The organism is Streptomyces sp. NBC_00203, assembly GCF_045206325.1.
GTDB lineage: Bacteria > Actinomycetota > Actinomycetes > Streptomycetales > Streptomycetaceae > Streptomyces > Streptomyces lutosisoli.
Genome location: NZ_CP108126.1, coordinates 1,551,449 through 1,567,149 on the forward strand (window position 1 = coordinate 1,551,449; position 15,701 = coordinate 1,567,149).

The following is a 15,701-nucleotide window of genomic DNA, read 5'->3' on the forward strand; positions in this document are numbered from 1 at the left end:
GGCGATGGTGTCCGGATCGTGGAATTCCGTGTCGCCAACCGGATCGAGTGATGGGATCGGCACATGAATGACCTGGGCATACGGGCCGCGACGCCCGACGACCTCGACACCGTGCTGGCTTTCTGGAAGGTGGCCGCCGAGGGCACGAGCATCAGTGACGACCGGAACGGCGTGGAGCGGCTCGTCGCCCGCGATCCCGAGGCGCTGATCCTCGCCGAGCACGACGGAGAGCTGGTGGGCACGGTGATCGCCGGCTTCGACGGCTGGCGGTGCCATCTCTACCGGCTCGCGGTGCACCCCGGACGGCGGCGCCTCGGCATCGGCTCGGCGCTCCTCGCCGCCGCCGAGGATCGTTTCGTACGGCTGGGAGGGCGTCGCGGGGACGCGATGGTGCTCCAGCGGAACGAGACCGCGCAGCACGCGTGGCGGGCCGCCGGGTACGCGCCCGAGGAGCACTGGCGCCGCTGGGTGAAGCCGCTCACCGACTAGGCCCACCACCCCACGAGAACCCTTTGCCGATCCTTTACTATTGGTGGATCATTCGTTCCTCCAATGAAAGGTGTGAGCGTCCGCCCATGGGCGAGCCCCCCAGTACCCGACATCGCGCGATCCCCCCGCCCCTGGCCGATCATGGGACGGAGGTGACCCGATGACCGAAGTGCTCCTCCTCCTGGTGGCGGTTCTGCTCTCACTGGCCTGCGGCGGCTTCGTCGCGGCGGAGTTCTCGCTGACCACGGTCGAGCGCAGCGAGCTGGAGCGTGCCGTGGAACGCGGTGAGCGCGGTGCGGCGGGCGCCCTCAAGGCCGTACGGAATCTGACCTTCCAGCTCTCCGGCGCCCAGCTCGGCATCACCGTCACCAACCTGGTCGTCGGCATGCTCTCCGAGGCGTCCATCGCCAAGCTGATCGCCGGCCCGCTGGAGTCGATCGGCGTCTCGCCCTCGGCATCGCGGTCGGTGGCGCTGGTCATCGGTACGGGCCTGTCGACGGTGTTCCTGATGGTGGTCGGCGAGCTCGTGCCCAAGAACTGGGCGATCTCCTCACCGCTCGCCGTGGCCAAACACGTGGCCACGCCGCAGCGCTGGTTCAGCGCCGCGTTCCGCCCGTTCATCACGCATCTCAACAACACGGCGAACCATGTCGTACGACGCTTCGGCCTGGAACCCGCCGAGGAGCTGGCCTCCGCGCGCGGACCCCAGGAACTGGTGGCCCTGGCCCGGCACTCCGCCAAGGAGGGCGCCCTGGAGGCGGACACCGCCGAGCTGTTCGTACGCACACTGAACCTCGCCGACCTGAGCGCCGAGAACGTGATGACCCCGCGCGTGCAGGTCATGGCGCTGGACGTCCAGGCGACCTGCGAGGACGTGGCGAACGCGACGCGGGCGACAGGGCTGTCCCGTTTCCCCGTCTACCGCGGCAATCTCGACTCGGTCGTCGGCGTCGCCCACGTCAAGGACGTGCTGACCGTGCCCGCCGAGCGCCGGGCCCAGACACCCGTCGCCCAGATCCTGCGCGAGCCGCTGCTCGTCCCGGAGTCCCTGACCGTCGACCGGCTGCTCGACCGGCTGGCCGGCAAGCGCACCATGGCCGTGGTCATCGACGAGTACGGCGGTACGGCCGGCGTCGCCACCCTGGAGGACATCGTCGAGGAGGTCGTCGGCGAGGTGCGGGACGAGCACGACCCGCACGAGACGCCCGATCTGGCCCCGGTCGGCACGGACGACGAGGGCCGCGCGCTGTACTCGGCCGACGGGTCGGCCCGCACCGACCAGCTCGCACGCGTCGGGCTGCGGGTGCCCGACGGACCGTACGAGACGCTGGCCGGTCTCATGGCGACCGAGCTCGGCCGCATTCCCGCCGTCGGGGACACCGTCGAGGCCGCCGGATGGCGGCTCGACGTGGTGGACGCCTCGGGGCGGCGGGCCGCGCGGGTGCTGCTGCACGCACCGCGTGAGGACGAGCAGCCGCGCGACGAGGGGAAGAGTGCGCGATGACCGCCGTACAACTGCTGATCGGCCTCGCGACCCTGGTCGTGAACGCCTTCTTCGTGGGCGCCGAGTTCGCGCTGATCTCGGTGCGCCGCAGCCAGATTGAGCCGCACGCCGAGCAGGGCGACCGGCGGGCGCGCAGCGTGCTGTGGGGTCTGGAGCATGTGTCCGCGCTGCTGGCGGCCGCGCAGCTGGGCATCACCCTGTGCACCCTGGTCCTCGGCATCGTGGCCGAGCCCGCGATCGCGCACCTTCTGGAGCCGGTGTTCCACGCGGTGGGCATCTCGCAGAGCGCGGGCCACGCGGTCTCGTTCGTCATCGCGCTCGCCCTGGCGACGTATCTGCACATGCTGCTCGGCGAGATGGTGCCGAAGAACATCGCCCTCGCGGAGCCGGTGCGTACCGCGCTGACGCTCGGCCCGCCGCTGGTCGCACTCTCGCGCGCGCTGCGTCCGGTCATCTTCACGATCAACGCCTTCGCGAACGGGCTGCTCAAGCTGCTCAAGGTCGATGTGAAGGACGAGGTCGCGGCGACCTTCACGGACGACGAACTGGCCCGGCTGGTGAAGGACTCCGGCGCCGCCGGGCTCATCGACGTCCGCGCCCAGGAGCGGCTGCACGACGCGTTGGAGCTGGGGCGCCGGCCCGTGCAGGACGTCGTCCTCCCGCTGGAAAGCGTCGTCTACGCGAGCGTGGGCGTCACTCCTGACGAGCTGGAGCGGCTGTCCGCCGAGGCCGGCTTCTCGCGCTTCCCCGTCGTCGACGACGGCCGCCGGATCGTCGGCTATCTGCATGTCAAGGACGCGCTCGACGCCGCGCCGCGCGACGTGCCGTTCCGGGTGGAGGACATGCGGCCCATCGCCCGCGTCCGGGAGAGCACTCCGCTGGACGACGTGCTGACGGCGATGCGGCGCAGTCGTACGCATCTGGCGGCCGTCATGGGCAGCGACGGGCGGCTGGCGGGGCTTGTGACGATGGAGGACGTGCTGAGGGAGCTGTTCGGGCAGCCGGTGTGAGGAACCTGGGGTTGGCGGTCGGCCTGAGTCGGCCGGCCGCCGACCGGAGAGTTGATGGCCGCTGACCGCCGGCCGGAGACTTGATGGCCGCTGACCGCAGTTGGTGGCCCGACCGACCGATGGGTATGCGTGCGGGTTACCATCTTTTCCGCCATGCAGACGAATGCCACTTACACCAGTCTTGTCGCGGTCGGCGACTCCTTCACCGAGGGCATGTCGGACCTGTTGCCCGACGGCTCGTACCGCGGCTGGGCCGATCTCCTCGCGGGCCGGATGGCCGCGCGGACACCCGGATTCCGGTACGCCAACCTCGCGGTGCGCGGCAAGCTCATCAGGCAGATCGTCGACGAGCAGGTGGACGTGGCGGCCTCGATGCGGCCCGACGTGATCACGCTGGTCGGCGGGCTCAACGACACGCTGCGGCCCAAGGTCGACATGGGACGCGTCCGCGGTCTCCTGGAGGAGGCCGTGGAGCGCCTGGCCCCCGCCTGCGAGCAGCTCGTCCTGATGCGCAGCCCGGGCCGCAACGGCCCGGTGCTCGAACGCTTCAGGCCCCGCATGGAGGAGCTCTTCACCGTCGTCGACGCCCTCGCGGAGCGGCACGGCGCGCTCGTGGTCGACCTGTACGGGGCGCCCTCGCTCGCCGACCCCCGTCTCTGGGACGTGGACCGGCTGCACCTGACGCCGGAGGGGCACCGTCGCGTCGCCGAGGCGGTGTGGCAGACGCTCGGCTACGAACCGCAGGACGCTCAGTGGCGTACGCCGATGGCGGCCACCGCGCCGCCCGGCTGGGTCGCCCGCCGGACCGCCGACGCCCGGTTCGCCAAGCAGCACCTGCTGCCGTGGATCGGACGGCGGCTGACGGGCCGCTCGTCGGGTGACGGGCTCCCGGCCAAGCGGCCGGAACTGCTGCCGTACGAGGGGCCTGTGGGGTAGGCACAACGGCTGGGAGGGCTGGTGGGGTAGACAGGAGACGTCGGGCTGAAGGGAGCCACATGCCCACCACCGTGATCAATCTCAAGGGCCGCATCCACGACTTCGGCCCCCGGCTGGAGAACGCGCCCGCGGACCTCGTCTACATCGGCCGCCGCTGGACCATGGGTCACTGGGATCTCCCGCAGCACGCGCTCTACAACCCGTTCGCGTACGACACCCCCACCAAGAAGCGCGACGGCACCCGCGCCGAGATCATGGCCAAGTACCGGGCGTATCTCCTCGAACGCCCCGAGCTGCTCGCCCAGGTGCCCGCCCTGCGCGGCAGGACGCTGGCGTGCTGGTGCGCGCCCGAGCTGTGTCACGGCGACATCCTGGCGGAGCTGGCCGACGCCTCGTAGGTCACCCCCGCAGGTCACCCCCGTGGGTGTCCCCGGTGGCGGGGGCACGCCCGTGCCTGCTTGCTGGACCGAGAGGGGAATCGGGACAGAGAGCGGGCATCGATGGAGCCGAGGGAAGAGCGGCTGCGGACGCCGCGGGCCGCCGGTATGGCGGGGGCGGTGTTCGCCGTGCTGCTGGCGCTGGCCATCGTGCTGATCCGGATCGCCATCCCCTCGGGGAACGCCGCCGACGCGGCGGTCGATCCGGACAATCGGTGGGCGGTGAGCACGGCACTGGAGATCCTGCCGTTCGCGGGGATCTTCTTCCTGTGGTTCATGGGCGCACTGCGCGCACACGTCGGCGATGCCGAGGACAGATTCATCGCCACCGTGTTCCTGGGCAGCGGACTGGTCTTCGTCGCCACCATGTTCGGGGCGGGCGCCGCGGCCGGCACCGTACTCAGCGAGACTCAGCCCTCGGGCTTCGGCCGCCACTTCGCGTACACCCTGATGACGACGTACGGGCTCCGGATGGCGGCCGTGTTCATCCTCACGACCTCGACCATCGGTCACCGCCTCGGCGTCTTCCCCCGTCCGCTCGCCGCCTTCGGGTACCTCGCGGCCCTTGTCCTGCTCGTCCTGGCGTCCAGCCTGCCCTGGTCCGAGCTGGTGTTCCCGGCCTGGGCGCTGGTCGTCAGCATCCACATCCTCCGCGTCGGTCTTCGCGAGCCACCCCCTTCCGGGGGCACGGAGTGAGTTCGCCGTCCCGTCGGGCGGCTCGGCGCGCATCTCCACGCCCTCACGCGCATCCTGGAAAGGAGGGGGCGCGAAGGGGACACGGAAAGGCTGATCCTCGGTGAGGCTTGTCGTCGATCTCAACCGCTGCCAGGGATACGCGCAGTGCGCGTTCCTCGCTCCCGATATTTTCGTCATGCACGGAGACGAATCCCTGCTCTACAACCCGCAGGCCGCGCAGGAGCGGCGCGACGAAGTGGCGCGAGCCGTCGCCGCATGTCCCGTCCAGGCCATCCTCCTGGAGGCGGACGCCGCGGAAGAGGCCCCCGGACCCGACCGGGAGGCGACCAGTGACCGTTGACGGATCTCTGGACCGGCTCAAGCGCGAAGGGCACATCGTCGTCGTCGGCGCCTCGCTGGCGGGTCTCCGCGCCGCGGAGACCTTGCGCGACGAGGGGTTCGCCGGCTCGCTCACGATGATCGGGGACGAGCCGTACGAGCCGTACGACCGGCCGCCGCTGTCCAAGCAGGTCCTGCTGGGCATGGCGACGGCGGACCGCACCGATCTCCCCCGGCGCCGGACGCTCGACGCGCAGTGGCGCCTCGGGGTCCCGGCCACAGGGCTCGACATGGCGGCCAGGCGGGTACGGCTGGCCGACGGCGACGAGGTGGAATACGACAGGCTGCTCATCGCCACCGGGGTACGGGCCCGACCCTGGCCGAAGGAGGACGAGGCGGAGCTCGACGGGGTGTTCGTCCTGCGGACCCGCGACGACGCCGACGCGCTGGAGCGCTCGCTCGCGCAGGCCCCCCGCCGCGTGCTCGTCATCGGCGCCGGGTTCACCGGCTCGGAGATCGCCTCCGCCTGCCGGGAACGCGGGATCGCGGTCACCGTGGCCGAACGGGCTGACGCGCCCCTGGTCGGAGCGCTCGGCGGAGTCATCGGCGAGGTCGCGGCCGCGATGCACCGCGAGCACGGCGTCGACCTGCGCTGCGGTGTCATGGTGACCAGCCTGGAGGGCGACTCCTCGGGACGTGTCCGCGCCGCCCATCTCTCCGACGGGAACACCGTCGAGACCGACGTGGTGATCGTGTCCCTCGGCGCCATGCGCAACACCGAATGGCTCGCCGGATCGGGACTCGGAGCGGGCCCCCGGGGCATCGCCTGTGACGCCGGCTGCCGGGCCTTCGACATCCGGGGCATCGTGACCGACGACATCTATGTCGCCGGCGATGTCGCCCGATCGCCGCATCCGCTGTTCGGCTACCAGTTCCTGTCCCTGGAGCACTGGGGCAACGCCGTCTCCCAGGCCGAGACCGCGGCGCACAACATGCTGAGCGAGAGCACGGACCGCCGCCCCCACATCTGGGTGCCCGCCTTCTGGTCCTCCCAGTTCGGCGTGAACATCAAGTCCGTCGGGGTGCCGACGATGGGGACGGAGATCCTCATCGCACAGGGCTCCCTCAGCGAGCGCCGATTCACCGGCGTCTACGGATATCAGGACCGCGTGATCGGCGCCGTCACCTTCGACCAGTCGAAGTGGCTGCAGTTCTACCAGCAGCTCATCGAGACCACGGCGCCGTTCCCGCCGACCTTCCCCACCGTGGACCGCCGCCCCGAGGGGCAGCAGCCGGTGGACGCGGACTTCCCCGACCCGTCAGTGCCCACGCACGGCCCGACCGTCACCGTCAGCGGATATGCGCCGGACGACCGACGGCTGACGTTCACCCCCGCCAGGCACTGATCCGACGCTCACGAGGACGCACTCATGACGCAAGCCATCCTGCGGCAGATCACCGACTACGCCCACCGTGCCGATCCGTATCCGCTGTACGAGGAGCTCCGTAAGACGCCGGTGTACCACGACGCGGACGGGCCGTACGTCGTCAGCGGGTACTACGACATCCAGAGCCTTCTCCACGATCCGCGGATCAGCTCCGACGCCCGCAATCTGAAGGCGGCGGCGGGCGATCCGCTGGCCGCCGACACGCAGGAGGAGTCGGCCCTGCCGCCGAGCTTCCTACGGCTCGACCCCCCGGAGCACGACCGGCTGCGGCGCATGACCAACCGATCCTTCGGGCCCCCGCACTCCCCGCGGCGTGTCTACGACATGCACGGCGACCTGCGGGACATCGTCACCGGGCTCATCGACGGGATCGACACCCCGGACCGGATCGATCTGGTCGACCAGTTCTCGTACCCCTTCCCCGTGTCGGTGATCTGCCGGCTGCTGGGGGTGCCGCGCGAGGACGAATCACGCTTCCACAGCTGGGCGGACACCATCGCCGCCAGCCTTGACCCCGACCCTGACGCCGATCCCGAGGAGCACGCCAAGATCTCGCACAGCGCCCGCACGGAGCTGGGCATGTACCTGGCAGGACTCATCGAGGAGCGCCGCAAGAAGCCCGGCGACGACATGCTGTCGGAGCTGGCCACCGCGCAGGGGCCGGACGGTGCGATGACGACGATGGAGGTGCTGAGCACCGCGGCACTCCTGCTGATCGCAGGCCATGAGACGACGGTCAACCTCATCACCAACGGCATGCTGACCCTGCTGCGCAACCCCGACGTCCTCGGACGGCTGCGCGAGGACCCGAAGCTGGCCGTCCCGATCGTCGAGGAGTTGCTGCGTTTCGAACCGCCGGTGCAGCTGGTGCCGCAGCGCACCACGCTCGCCGACATCGAGGTCCGCGGCGTCACCATCCCCAAGGGCGCGTCGCTGTGGCTGGTGCTGGCGGCGGGGAACCGCGACCCCGAACGCTTCAAGGACCCGGAGCGGTTCGACCCGGACCGCGAGAACATCGAGCACCTGGGCTTCGGCAGCGGCATCCACGGCTGCTTCGGCGCCCCGCTGGCCCGGCTGGAAGCCCAGCTCGCGCTGAGCGAGCTGGCCCGCAGGCTGGAGAACCCCCGGCTGCTGGAGGACCCGCCGCCCTACCGCCAGAACGCGGTCCTGCGCGGCCCACGCCATCTGCCGATCACCTGCGACGGCATCCGCCCTTAGAGCCGACGGCATCCGCCTGAGAGCCTCCGACCAGAGTCTCTGACTGGAGCCACCACCGCTGACCTGGGCTCCGGACCGCGCGGGCGTTCCGGAGCCCTTCCGCACGACGGGTAAACTCCGTCCACGTGACTGCCGCGCCTGCAAAGCCCCGTATCCCCAACGTCCTCGCCGGACGCTACGCCTCCGCCGAGCTCGCCACGCTCTGGTCCCCCGAGCAGAAGGTGAAGCTGGAGCGTCAGCTCTGGCTCGCCGTGCTGCGAGCCCAGAAGGACCTCGGGATCGAGGTGCCGGACGCCGCCATCGCCGACTACGAGCGCGTCCTCGACCAGGTCGACCTGGCCTCGATCGCCGAGCGCGAGAAGGTCACGCGGCACGATGTGAAGGCGCGGATCGAGGAGTTCAACGACCTCGCCGGGCACGAGCAGGTGCACAAGGGCATGACGTCCCGGGACCTCACCGAGAACGTCGAGCAGCTGCAGATCCGGCTCTCGCTGGAGCTGATGCGCGACCGCACGGTCGCCGTCCTGGCGCGTCTCGGCAAGCTCGCGGGTGAGTACGCCGAGCTGGTCATGGCCGGTCGCTCGCACAATGTGGCCGCCCAGGCCACCACCCTCGGCAAGCGCTTCGCGACCGCCGCCGACGAGCTGCTCGTCGCGTACGGCCGGGTCGAGGAACTGCTCGGCCGCTACCCTCTGCGCGGTATCAAGGGCCCCGTCGGCACGGCGCAGGACATGCTGGACCTGCTGGGCGGTGACGCGGCGAAGCTCGCCGAGCTGGAGCAGCGCATCGCCGGGCACCTCGGCTTCTCGCAGGCCTTCACCTCGGTCGGCCAGGTCTACCCGCGCTCGCTGGACTACGAGGTCGTCACCGCGCTGGTGCAGCTGGCGGCCGCGCCGTCCTCGACGGCCAAGACGATCCGGCTGATGGCCGGGCACGAGCTGGTCACCGAGGGCTTCAAGCCCGGTCAGGTCGGCTCCTCCGCGATGCCGCACAAGATGAACACCCGCTCCTGCGAACGCGTCAACGGCCTGATGGTCATCCTGCGCGGCTACGCCTCGATGACCGGCGAGCTGGCGGGCGACCAGTGGAACGAGGGCGATGTGTCGTGCTCGGTCGTCCGCCGCGTCGCGCTGCCGGACGCGTTCTTCGCGCTGGACGGTCTGCTGGAGACCTTCCTGACCGTCCTCGACGAGTTCGGCGCCTTCCCGGCCGTCGTCGCGCGCGAGCTGGACCGCTACCTGCCGTTCCTCGCGACGACCAAGGTCCTGATGGGCGCGGTGCGCGCGGGCGTCGGCCGCGAGGTCGCGCACGAGGCCATCAAGGAGAACGCGGTCGCCTCCGCGCTCGCCATGCGTGAGCAGGGCGCCGAGCGCAACGAACTGCTCGACAAGCTCGCCGCGGACGAGCGCATCCCGCTGGACCGCGCCCAGCTCGACGAGCTGATGGCCGACAAGCTCTCCTTCACCGGTGCCGCGGCCGACCAGGTCGCCGTCGTCGTCGGCCGCATCGAGGAGATCGCCAAGCAGCACCCGGAGGCCGCCGGCTACACGCCGGGGGCGATCCTCTGACGCGGCTCACTCCCGCGGACCTGGAGGCCGCCCGCGACCGGCTCGTGCCGGATGTCGTCGCGGACGGCCTCCATGTTCTGTTCTGCGGCATCAACCCGGGTCTGATGACGGCCGCGACCGGGCATCACTTCGCCCGGCCCGGCAACCGCTTCTGGCCGGTGCTGCACCTGTCCGGGTTCACACCCCGGCTGATGAAGCCTTCGGAGCAGGGCGAGTTGCTCTCGTACGGGCTCGGCATCACGAACGTGGTGGCGCGCGCGACCGCTCGGGCCGACGAGCTCAGCGCCGAGGAGTACGTCGAGGGCGGGCGGCTGCTGAGCGCCAAGGTGGAGCGGCTGCGGCCGCGCTGGCTGGCGGTGGTGGGCGTGACCGCGTACCGGGCGGCCTTCGGCGACCGCAAGGCCCAAATCGGCCCGCAGGAGCGGACGATCGGGGCGAGCCGGGTATGGGCGCTGCCCAATCCCAGTGGGCTCAACGCGCATTGGACGGCGGCGACGATGGCCGAGGAGTTCGGGCGGCTCCGGGAGGCGGCGCAGGCTCAGTAGGTCAGGGCGGGTCGATCTCCGTGACCACGGCCAGCAGCTGGAACGGCAGTTCCTTGTCCCACTGCGAGACGCCGAGGGCAACCCATCGGTCGTGCCCGTCCGCCCTCCAGAGGTGCACGTCCGGTACATGCGAACTCAGGGTGCCCCACGGCTCGGGTATGTCCTCGCCGTCCGCCGACCGCTCGAACGTGCTCGCCAGACTGAAGATCTGGGGGCGTCCCCAGTGGTTGCTGAGCAGCTCCGAGAGTCCGTCCCGATCAGCCTCGTACTGTTCCTCCGTCTCCTCCCGTGCCGTGCCGTCGTCCTCCCAGAATTCCTCGCTCGTCGCTAACTCGGCAATGTGATAGCCGGGTCCCGCGTCGCCGACGCCCGATCGGCCGTGCTCCAGGGGGAAGTCCTCGGAGCACAGCCGCAGGACGGTGGCGAGTTGTCGCGCGCTGGTCATGAGATCCAGTAAAGCGGCTGCCACTGACAATTGGCGCGCCGTCAGTGCCGTCAGTACGGTCCTGTGCCGTCGGTGCCGTTCCGTGCCGCTCTATGCCGTTGCATGCCGCTCTGCGCCGTCAGGCGTCGCGGCGGCGCAGGCTCCACGCGCCGGCCGTCAGGGCCGCCGCCGCCCAGGCCGCGGTCACGGCGAGCCCCGTCCACGGTCCCAGGGAGCCGTCCCATGTCTCGTGCAGCACCACTTGCCCCGCCTTGTCCGGCAGGAAGTCGGCCACGGTGCCCGACGCGTTCCCGACGACGAAGGAGACGATCAGGAGAAACGGGATCAGGATGCTCAGCGTAGCGACCCCGCTGCGCAGGACAGTCGCGAGTCCTGCCGCGAGCAGGGCCATGAGCGTCAGATAGATCCCGCAGCCGATCACTGCGCCCAGCTCGTCGCCCCAGGTGAGCCCGCTCGCCCGGTCCCCGAGGACGGCCTCGCCGACGACCAGGCTCACGCCTCCGGTGAACAGCCCGACGGCGAAGGCCGGTACGCCGATCGCCACCGCCTTGGCCGCGAACCACCGCATCCGGTCGGGTACCGCGGTGAGTGAGACGCGCAGGGCGCCGCCCTGGAACTCCGCCGAGACCGCCTGTGCTCCGAAGGTGATCGCCGCGATCTGCCCGAAGCTGACGCCGAAGAACGCCGAGAACAGCGGGTCGAACTCCGGGTCCCCGGAGTCGTCGAGGCTGGCGAGCGCGGAGAACGCCGCTGTGGCGAGGAGGATGGCGAGCAGTCCCCACATGAGTGACCGCAGGGTACGGATCTTGATCCACTCCGAGCGGAGTGCGGGTGCGAACGTCATGGTCAGGCCTCCTGAGGCTGCGTCGGGGCCGGCGTGGCGGCGAACTCGGTCTCGGTTGCGGTCAGATCCAGGTAGGCCTGCTCCAAGGTGCCTACCTCCGCGGCGAGTTCGAGGATCGGCAGGCCCGCGGCGGACGTGAGGCGCCCGATGTCCTCCACGCGCGCGTCGAGCGCGGTCCAGCGTCCGTCCTCGCCCTCGACGGCCTCGACACCGTGCCGCGTGAGCAGGTCGCTCAGGGCGCCGCCGTCCGTGGTGCGCACTCGTACGCGGGGCTGCACGCGTGCGTGGATGAACTCCCGCATGGGCATGTCGGCGAGGAGTCGGCCCTTGCCGAGGACGACGAGGTGGTCGGCGAAGGACGCGGTCTCGTTCATGAGGTGGCTGGAGACGAGGACGGTCCGGCCTTCCTGAGCCAGCCGGCGCATCAACTCCCGGATCCAGATGATGCCTTCGGGGTCGAGTCCGTTCGACGGTTCGTCGAGCAGCACCACGGGCGGGTCGCCGAGGAGCGCGGCCGCGATGCCCAGGCGCTGGCGCATGCCCAAGGAGTACGTCTTCACCCTGCGGCGCGCGACGGAGGCGAGTCCCGCCTCCTCCAGCACCTCGTCCACGCGCCGCTCCGGGATGCGGTTGCTCGCGGCGAGCGCCCGCAGATGGTCGCGGGCGGTGCGCGATCCGTGCGCGGCCCCCGCGTCGAGCAGCGCACCCACCTCGCGCAGCGGTTCGTGGAGGGTGGCGTAGGCGCGCCCGCCGAGGGTGGCCGTGCCGGACGTGGGCCGGTCCAGGCCCAGCACGAGCCGCATGGTGGTGGACTTCCCGGCGCCGTTGGGGCCCAGGAAGCCGGTGACACGGCCGGGCAGGACGCTGAAGGTGAGGTGGTCCACGGCTCGCTTGCTGCCGTACTCCTTGGTCAGGTCTTGGACGTCGATGCTGGTCATGTCCTCAGACTGGCCGCCGTTGGGGGTCGTCACCTCCCCCACGCGTGGAGATCGTCTCCCCCGCTCGGGGGAGGCCCGTTGTCAGTGCCGCCTGTCACGATGACGCAATGGCCCGCTTTCTGCGCCCGCTGGTCCGGGGGACGACGTACACACGCTGGTTGCACCTGTGGGTGCCGATGCTGTTCGAAAGCGTGTGGCTGTTCATCGACATGTCGAAGCCGTGGGTGCCCGCGGTGCTGCTGATTCCGCTGGGGCTGATTCCGGCCGTGCGGCGGGGCGAGGGTGTGCAGGCGCGGGTCATGCTGTCGCCGGGCGAGGGGGGCGGCCCGGCCGCGGAGATCTCGGTCGCTCCTTCGGTCAGCTGGCGGGACCGGATGCGGACCGTCCTCTGGCTGGAAGTACGGATGGTCCTCGGGTGGGTGGCGGGTCCCCTCACCGTCTGGTTGCCGGCGGCAGCCGTCATCCTGATTCAGGCGGCGTTCGGCCCAGCATCTGTCGAAACTCCGCTCGTGACGTTCACCGTGCAGCCGCACTGGGCGTACGCGCTGCTCGTCCCGCTGCCGTTGCTCGCCTTCTACGGTGCGGTGGTCGGCCTCGGTGAGCTGATCACGGCGATCGCGCGCCGTCTCCTGGGCCCCTCCCCCGCCGAGCGGCTCGCCGCCCTGGAGGAGCGCACCGAGCAACTCCTGGAGCGCAGCCGCATCGCCCGTGAGCTGCACGACTCGATCGGTCACGCGCTGACGGTCGCGGTGGTGCAGGCGGGCGCGGCACGGGCGGCCGGCGACCCTGCGTTCACCGCCCGTGCTCTGGTGGCCATCGAGGACACCGGCCGGGCCGCCCTGGAAGACCTGGACCGGGTGCTGGGCATCCTGCGCGAGTCGGAGCGCCCCGCGAGCAGTCGCCCCACCTTGGGCGAGGCCGACCGGCTTCTGGAGTCGGCGCGGGGCTCCGGTGCCAAGGTCGACGCGGAGGTGACGGGTCCGGTGGAGACCGTGCCGGGACCGGTGTCCCGCGAGGGCTACCGCATTCTCCAGGAGTCCCTCACCAATGTGCTGCGGCATGCGGGGAGCGTCCCGGTCCGGGTCCGTATCGAGGTCGCGGACGGCACGCTCGGTCTGGAGGTCCGCAATCCGCTGACGGCCGACATACCCGGGCCCGGCCGGGGCAGCGGTCTGCGCGGCATACGGGAGCGTGCGGCGCTGCTCGGCGGTCGCGCGCGGACGGGCCCCGACCAAGGTGACTGGCAGGTGCATGTAGAGCTGCCGTTGCGCTGATCTACGCTGGCCGGATGCCGGTCACCGTTCTCCTCGTCGACGACGAACCCCTCGTACGCGCGGGTCTGCGCGCCGTCCTGGAGGCCCAGCCCGACATCACGGTCGTCGGGGAGGCGGCCGACGGTGCGGCGGTGATCCCCCTGGTGCGGCAGCTGCGTCCCGACGTGGTCGCCATGGACGTACGCATGCCCCTCCTGGACGGCATCGAGGCCACGCGCGCGGTGCTGCGCACGGTGAGCGATCCGCCGAAGATCCTCGTGGTGACGACGTTCGAGAACGACGAGTACGTCTACGAGGCGTTGCGGGCGGGTGCCGACGGGTTTCTGCTGAAACGGGCGCGGCCCGCCGAGATCGTGCACGCGGTGCGGCTGGTCGCCGAGGGCGAGTCGCTGCTGTTTCCCGCCTCCGTACGGCAGTTGGCCGCCGAGTACGGGGACGGGGACGGCGCCGGGAATCCGGTGGCGCGGGCGGCCATGGAGCGGGCGGCGCTGACCGAGCGGGAGGCGGAGGTGCTGCGGCTGATGGCCCGGGGGCTGTCGAACGCGGAGATCGCCGCGCGGCTGATCGTCGGGACCGAGACGGTGAAGTCCCACGTCAGCGCCGTACTGGCGAAGCTGGGTGCCCGGGATCGTACGCAGGCGGTCATCGCGGCGTACGAGTCGGGGTTCGTGGCGCCGGGCTGAGCGGGCCCGTCGGCAGGTGACGATTCCGACCCGTCGGTAGGTTGGGGGTCCCCGGCACTCGCCGGGGTGCGCGACGCCGAGTACGATCCGGCCAACACGCGCACGAGCTGGGAGGACGGACGTTGGGGCAGTTGACCGGCGGGGACCCCTCTCTGCTGCGAAGGATCAATTCCGCGGTGGTGCTGCACGCGTTGCGTGCCACGGACTGCGCGACCCTCACCGAGATCACCCGGGTGACGGGGTTGTCCCGGCCTACGGTCGAGGGCGTCGTCGAAGGGCTGATCGAGAACGGGCTCGTCGTCGAGAAGGCGGCCGAGGAGGGCGCTGCCCGGCGCCAGGGGCGTCCGGCGCGCAGGTTCCGGTTCCGGGCCGAGGCGGGGCATCTGCTGGGCCTGGAGATCGGTCCGCACCGCGTCGCCGCGCTGCTGGCCGATCTGGACGGCCGCGTGATGGGTGCCATGGCCAAGGACGTGGACGAGACGGCGTCGGCGGACGAGCGGCTGGAACGGCTGCGTATGGCGGTCGCCGAGCTGCTGCGCAGGGCGGGTGTCGCCCGCAGCTCCCTGCGCGCGGTCGGCGTGGGCAGCCCCGGCATCGTGGAGGCCGACGGCACCGTACGCCTGGGCACGGCGCTGCCCGAGTGGACGGGCCTGCGGCTCGGCGAACGGCTCAGTCGTTCCTTCAAGTGCCCGGTGCTGGTCGAGAACGACGCCAACGCGGCGGCGGTCGCCGAGCACTGGAAGGGCGCGGCCACCGAGTCCGACGACGTCGTGTTCGTGCTGGCGGGGTTGAGCCCGGGCGCCGGTTCCCTGATCGGCGGGCGGCTGCACCGTGGCTACGGGGGCGCGGCCGGCGAGATCGGCGCACTGCATCTGCTGGGCCGCGAGGTCACTCCCGAGACGCTGCTCTCCACCACCGACGAGCCACTGCACCCGCTCGACGAGCAGGCCGTCGCCGAGGTCTTCGCGTTCGCCAAGGGCGGCGACCTGCGGGCCCGGGCGGCGGTCGACCGCTTCATCCAGCGTCTCGTGCACGACGTCGCGGCGCTCGTCCTCGCCCTTGACCCCGAACTGGTCGTCATCGGCGGCTGGGCGGCCGGTCTGGACGGCGTACTGGAGCCGTTGCGCCGCGAGTTGGCGCGCTACTGTCTGCGCCCGCCCAAGGTGACCCTCTCGCTCCTGGGCGAGGCGGCGGTGGCGACGGGGGCGCTGCGGCTGGCTCTCGACCATGTCGACGAGCAGCTGTTCGCGGTGGAGGGGACCGTGACGGCGCGGCGCTGAGCGAGCGCACCGTGAGACGACGTCGCGCCCCGGAGTTCTCCGGGGCGCGACGGGTGCGGTTCGGCGGA

Annotated in this window: 17 protein-coding genes; 14 read left to right on the forward strand and 3 right to left on the reverse strand. The window is 71.2% G+C overall.

Going from position 1 to position 15,701, the window contains the following annotated elements; all coding sequences use genetic code 11:
• Positions 1 to 63 precede the first annotated feature (63 nt).
• The 11 genes from OG975_RS07250 to mug all read left to right on the forward strand — a co-directional run bounded on the left by OG975_RS07250 (position 64) and on the right by mug (position 10,169).
• Positions 64 to 489: a GNAT family N-acetyltransferase gene (locus tag OG975_RS07250; RefSeq protein WP_406328249.1), complete on the forward strand. Its 426-nt coding sequence runs from the start codon at positions 64 to 66 to the stop codon at positions 487 to 489.
• Positions 490 to 649: 160 nt separating this feature from the next.
• On the forward strand, positions 650 to 1,993 hold the full coding sequence (locus tag OG975_RS07255) for a hemolysin family protein (RefSeq protein WP_406328250.1): 1,344 nt from the start codon (positions 650 to 652) through the stop codon (positions 1,991 to 1,993).
• Complete coding sequence (locus OG975_RS07260) at positions 1,990 to 3,003, forward strand: hemolysin family protein (protein ID WP_406328252.1); 1,014 nt, start codon at positions 1,990 to 1,992, stop codon at positions 3,001 to 3,003. The genes OG975_RS07255 and OG975_RS07260 overlap by 4 nt, the downstream gene beginning before the upstream one ends.
• Before the next feature lie 153 nt (positions 3,004 to 3,156).
• Positions 3,157 to 3,939 carry an SGNH/GDSL hydrolase family protein gene (locus OG975_RS07265; protein WP_406328253.1) on the forward strand — a complete coding sequence of 261 codons (783 nt, stop codon included), beginning with the start codon at positions 3,157 to 3,159 and terminating at the stop codon, positions 3,937 to 3,939.
• A gap of 59 nt (positions 3,940 to 3,998) precedes the next feature.
• Complete coding sequence (locus OG975_RS07270; RefSeq protein ID WP_406328254.1) at positions 3,999 to 4,337, forward strand: DUF4326 domain-containing protein; 339 nt, start codon at positions 3,999 to 4,001, stop codon at positions 4,335 to 4,337.
• 102 nt (positions 4,338 to 4,439) lie between these two features.
• Entirely contained in the window at positions 4,440 to 5,072 is a 633-nt protein-coding gene (locus tag OG975_RS07275; RefSeq protein WP_406328255.1) for a hypothetical protein, read from the forward strand.
• 100 nt (positions 5,073 to 5,172) lie between these two features.
• Complete coding sequence (locus tag OG975_RS07280) at positions 5,173 to 5,412, forward strand: ferredoxin (RefSeq protein WP_406328257.1); 240 nt, start codon at positions 5,173 to 5,175, stop codon at positions 5,410 to 5,412.
• Entirely contained in the window at positions 5,402 to 6,796 is a 1,395-nt protein-coding gene (locus OG975_RS07285) for an NAD(P)/FAD-dependent oxidoreductase (protein WP_406328258.1), read from the forward strand. Before OG975_RS07280 ends, OG975_RS07285 begins: the two co-directional genes overlap by 11 nt.
• Positions 6,797 to 6,820: 24 nt before the next feature.
• Positions 6,821 to 8,056, forward strand: coding sequence for a cytochrome P450 (locus OG975_RS07290; protein WP_406328259.1), 1,236 nt, complete (start codon positions 6,821 to 6,823; stop codon positions 8,054 to 8,056).
• A 125-nt stretch (positions 8,057 to 8,181) separates the two neighbouring features.
• Complete coding sequence (gene purB, locus OG975_RS07295; RefSeq protein ID WP_406328261.1) at positions 8,182 to 9,624, forward strand: adenylosuccinate lyase; 1,443 nt, start codon at positions 8,182 to 8,184, stop codon at positions 9,622 to 9,624.
• 44 nt (positions 9,625 to 9,668) lie between these two features.
• Entirely contained in the window at positions 9,669 to 10,169 is a 501-nt protein-coding gene (mug, locus tag OG975_RS07300) for a G/U mismatch-specific DNA glycosylase (protein WP_330302975.1), read from the forward strand.
• A 1-nt stretch (position 10,170) separates the two neighbouring features.
• Here the strand turns inward: mug and OG975_RS07305 are convergent, their stop codons facing one another.
• From OG975_RS07305 to OG975_RS07315, 3 genes are all read right to left on the reverse strand, one after another.
• On the reverse strand, positions 10,171 to 10,614 hold the full coding sequence (locus OG975_RS07305) for a hypothetical protein (protein WP_406328263.1): 444 nt from the start codon (positions 10,612 to 10,614) through the stop codon (positions 10,171 to 10,173).
• Positions 10,615 to 10,732: 118 nt separating this feature from the next.
• On the reverse strand, positions 10,733 to 11,458 hold the full coding sequence (locus OG975_RS07310; RefSeq protein ID WP_406328264.1) for an ABC transporter permease subunit: 726 nt from the start codon (positions 11,456 to 11,458) through the stop codon (positions 10,733 to 10,735).
• Between the two features lie 2 nt (positions 11,459 to 11,460).
• Entirely contained in the window at positions 11,461 to 12,396 is a 936-nt protein-coding gene (locus tag OG975_RS07315; RefSeq protein WP_406328265.1) for an ABC transporter ATP-binding protein, read from the reverse strand.
• A gap of 107 nt (positions 12,397 to 12,503) precedes the next feature.
• Between OG975_RS07315 and OG975_RS07320 the strand changes: the two genes are divergently transcribed.
• The 3 genes from OG975_RS07320 to OG975_RS07330 all read left to right on the forward strand — a co-directional run bounded on the left by OG975_RS07320 (position 12,504) and on the right by OG975_RS07330 (position 15,633).
• A complete protein-coding gene (locus OG975_RS07320) occupies positions 12,504 to 13,670 on the forward strand; it encodes a sensor histidine kinase (protein WP_406328267.1) in 1,167 nt (388 codons plus the stop codon).
• A gap of 14 nt (positions 13,671 to 13,684) precedes the next feature.
• Entirely contained in the window at positions 13,685 to 14,353 is a 669-nt protein-coding gene (locus OG975_RS07325; protein WP_327427044.1) for a response regulator transcription factor, read from the forward strand.
• A 122-nt stretch (positions 14,354 to 14,475) separates the two neighbouring features.
• Positions 14,476 to 15,633: an ROK family transcriptional regulator gene (locus OG975_RS07330; protein ID WP_406328268.1), complete on the forward strand. Its 1,158-nt coding sequence runs from the start codon at positions 14,476 to 14,478 to the stop codon at positions 15,631 to 15,633.
• The last annotated feature ends 68 nt before the right edge of the window (positions 15,634 to 15,701 follow it).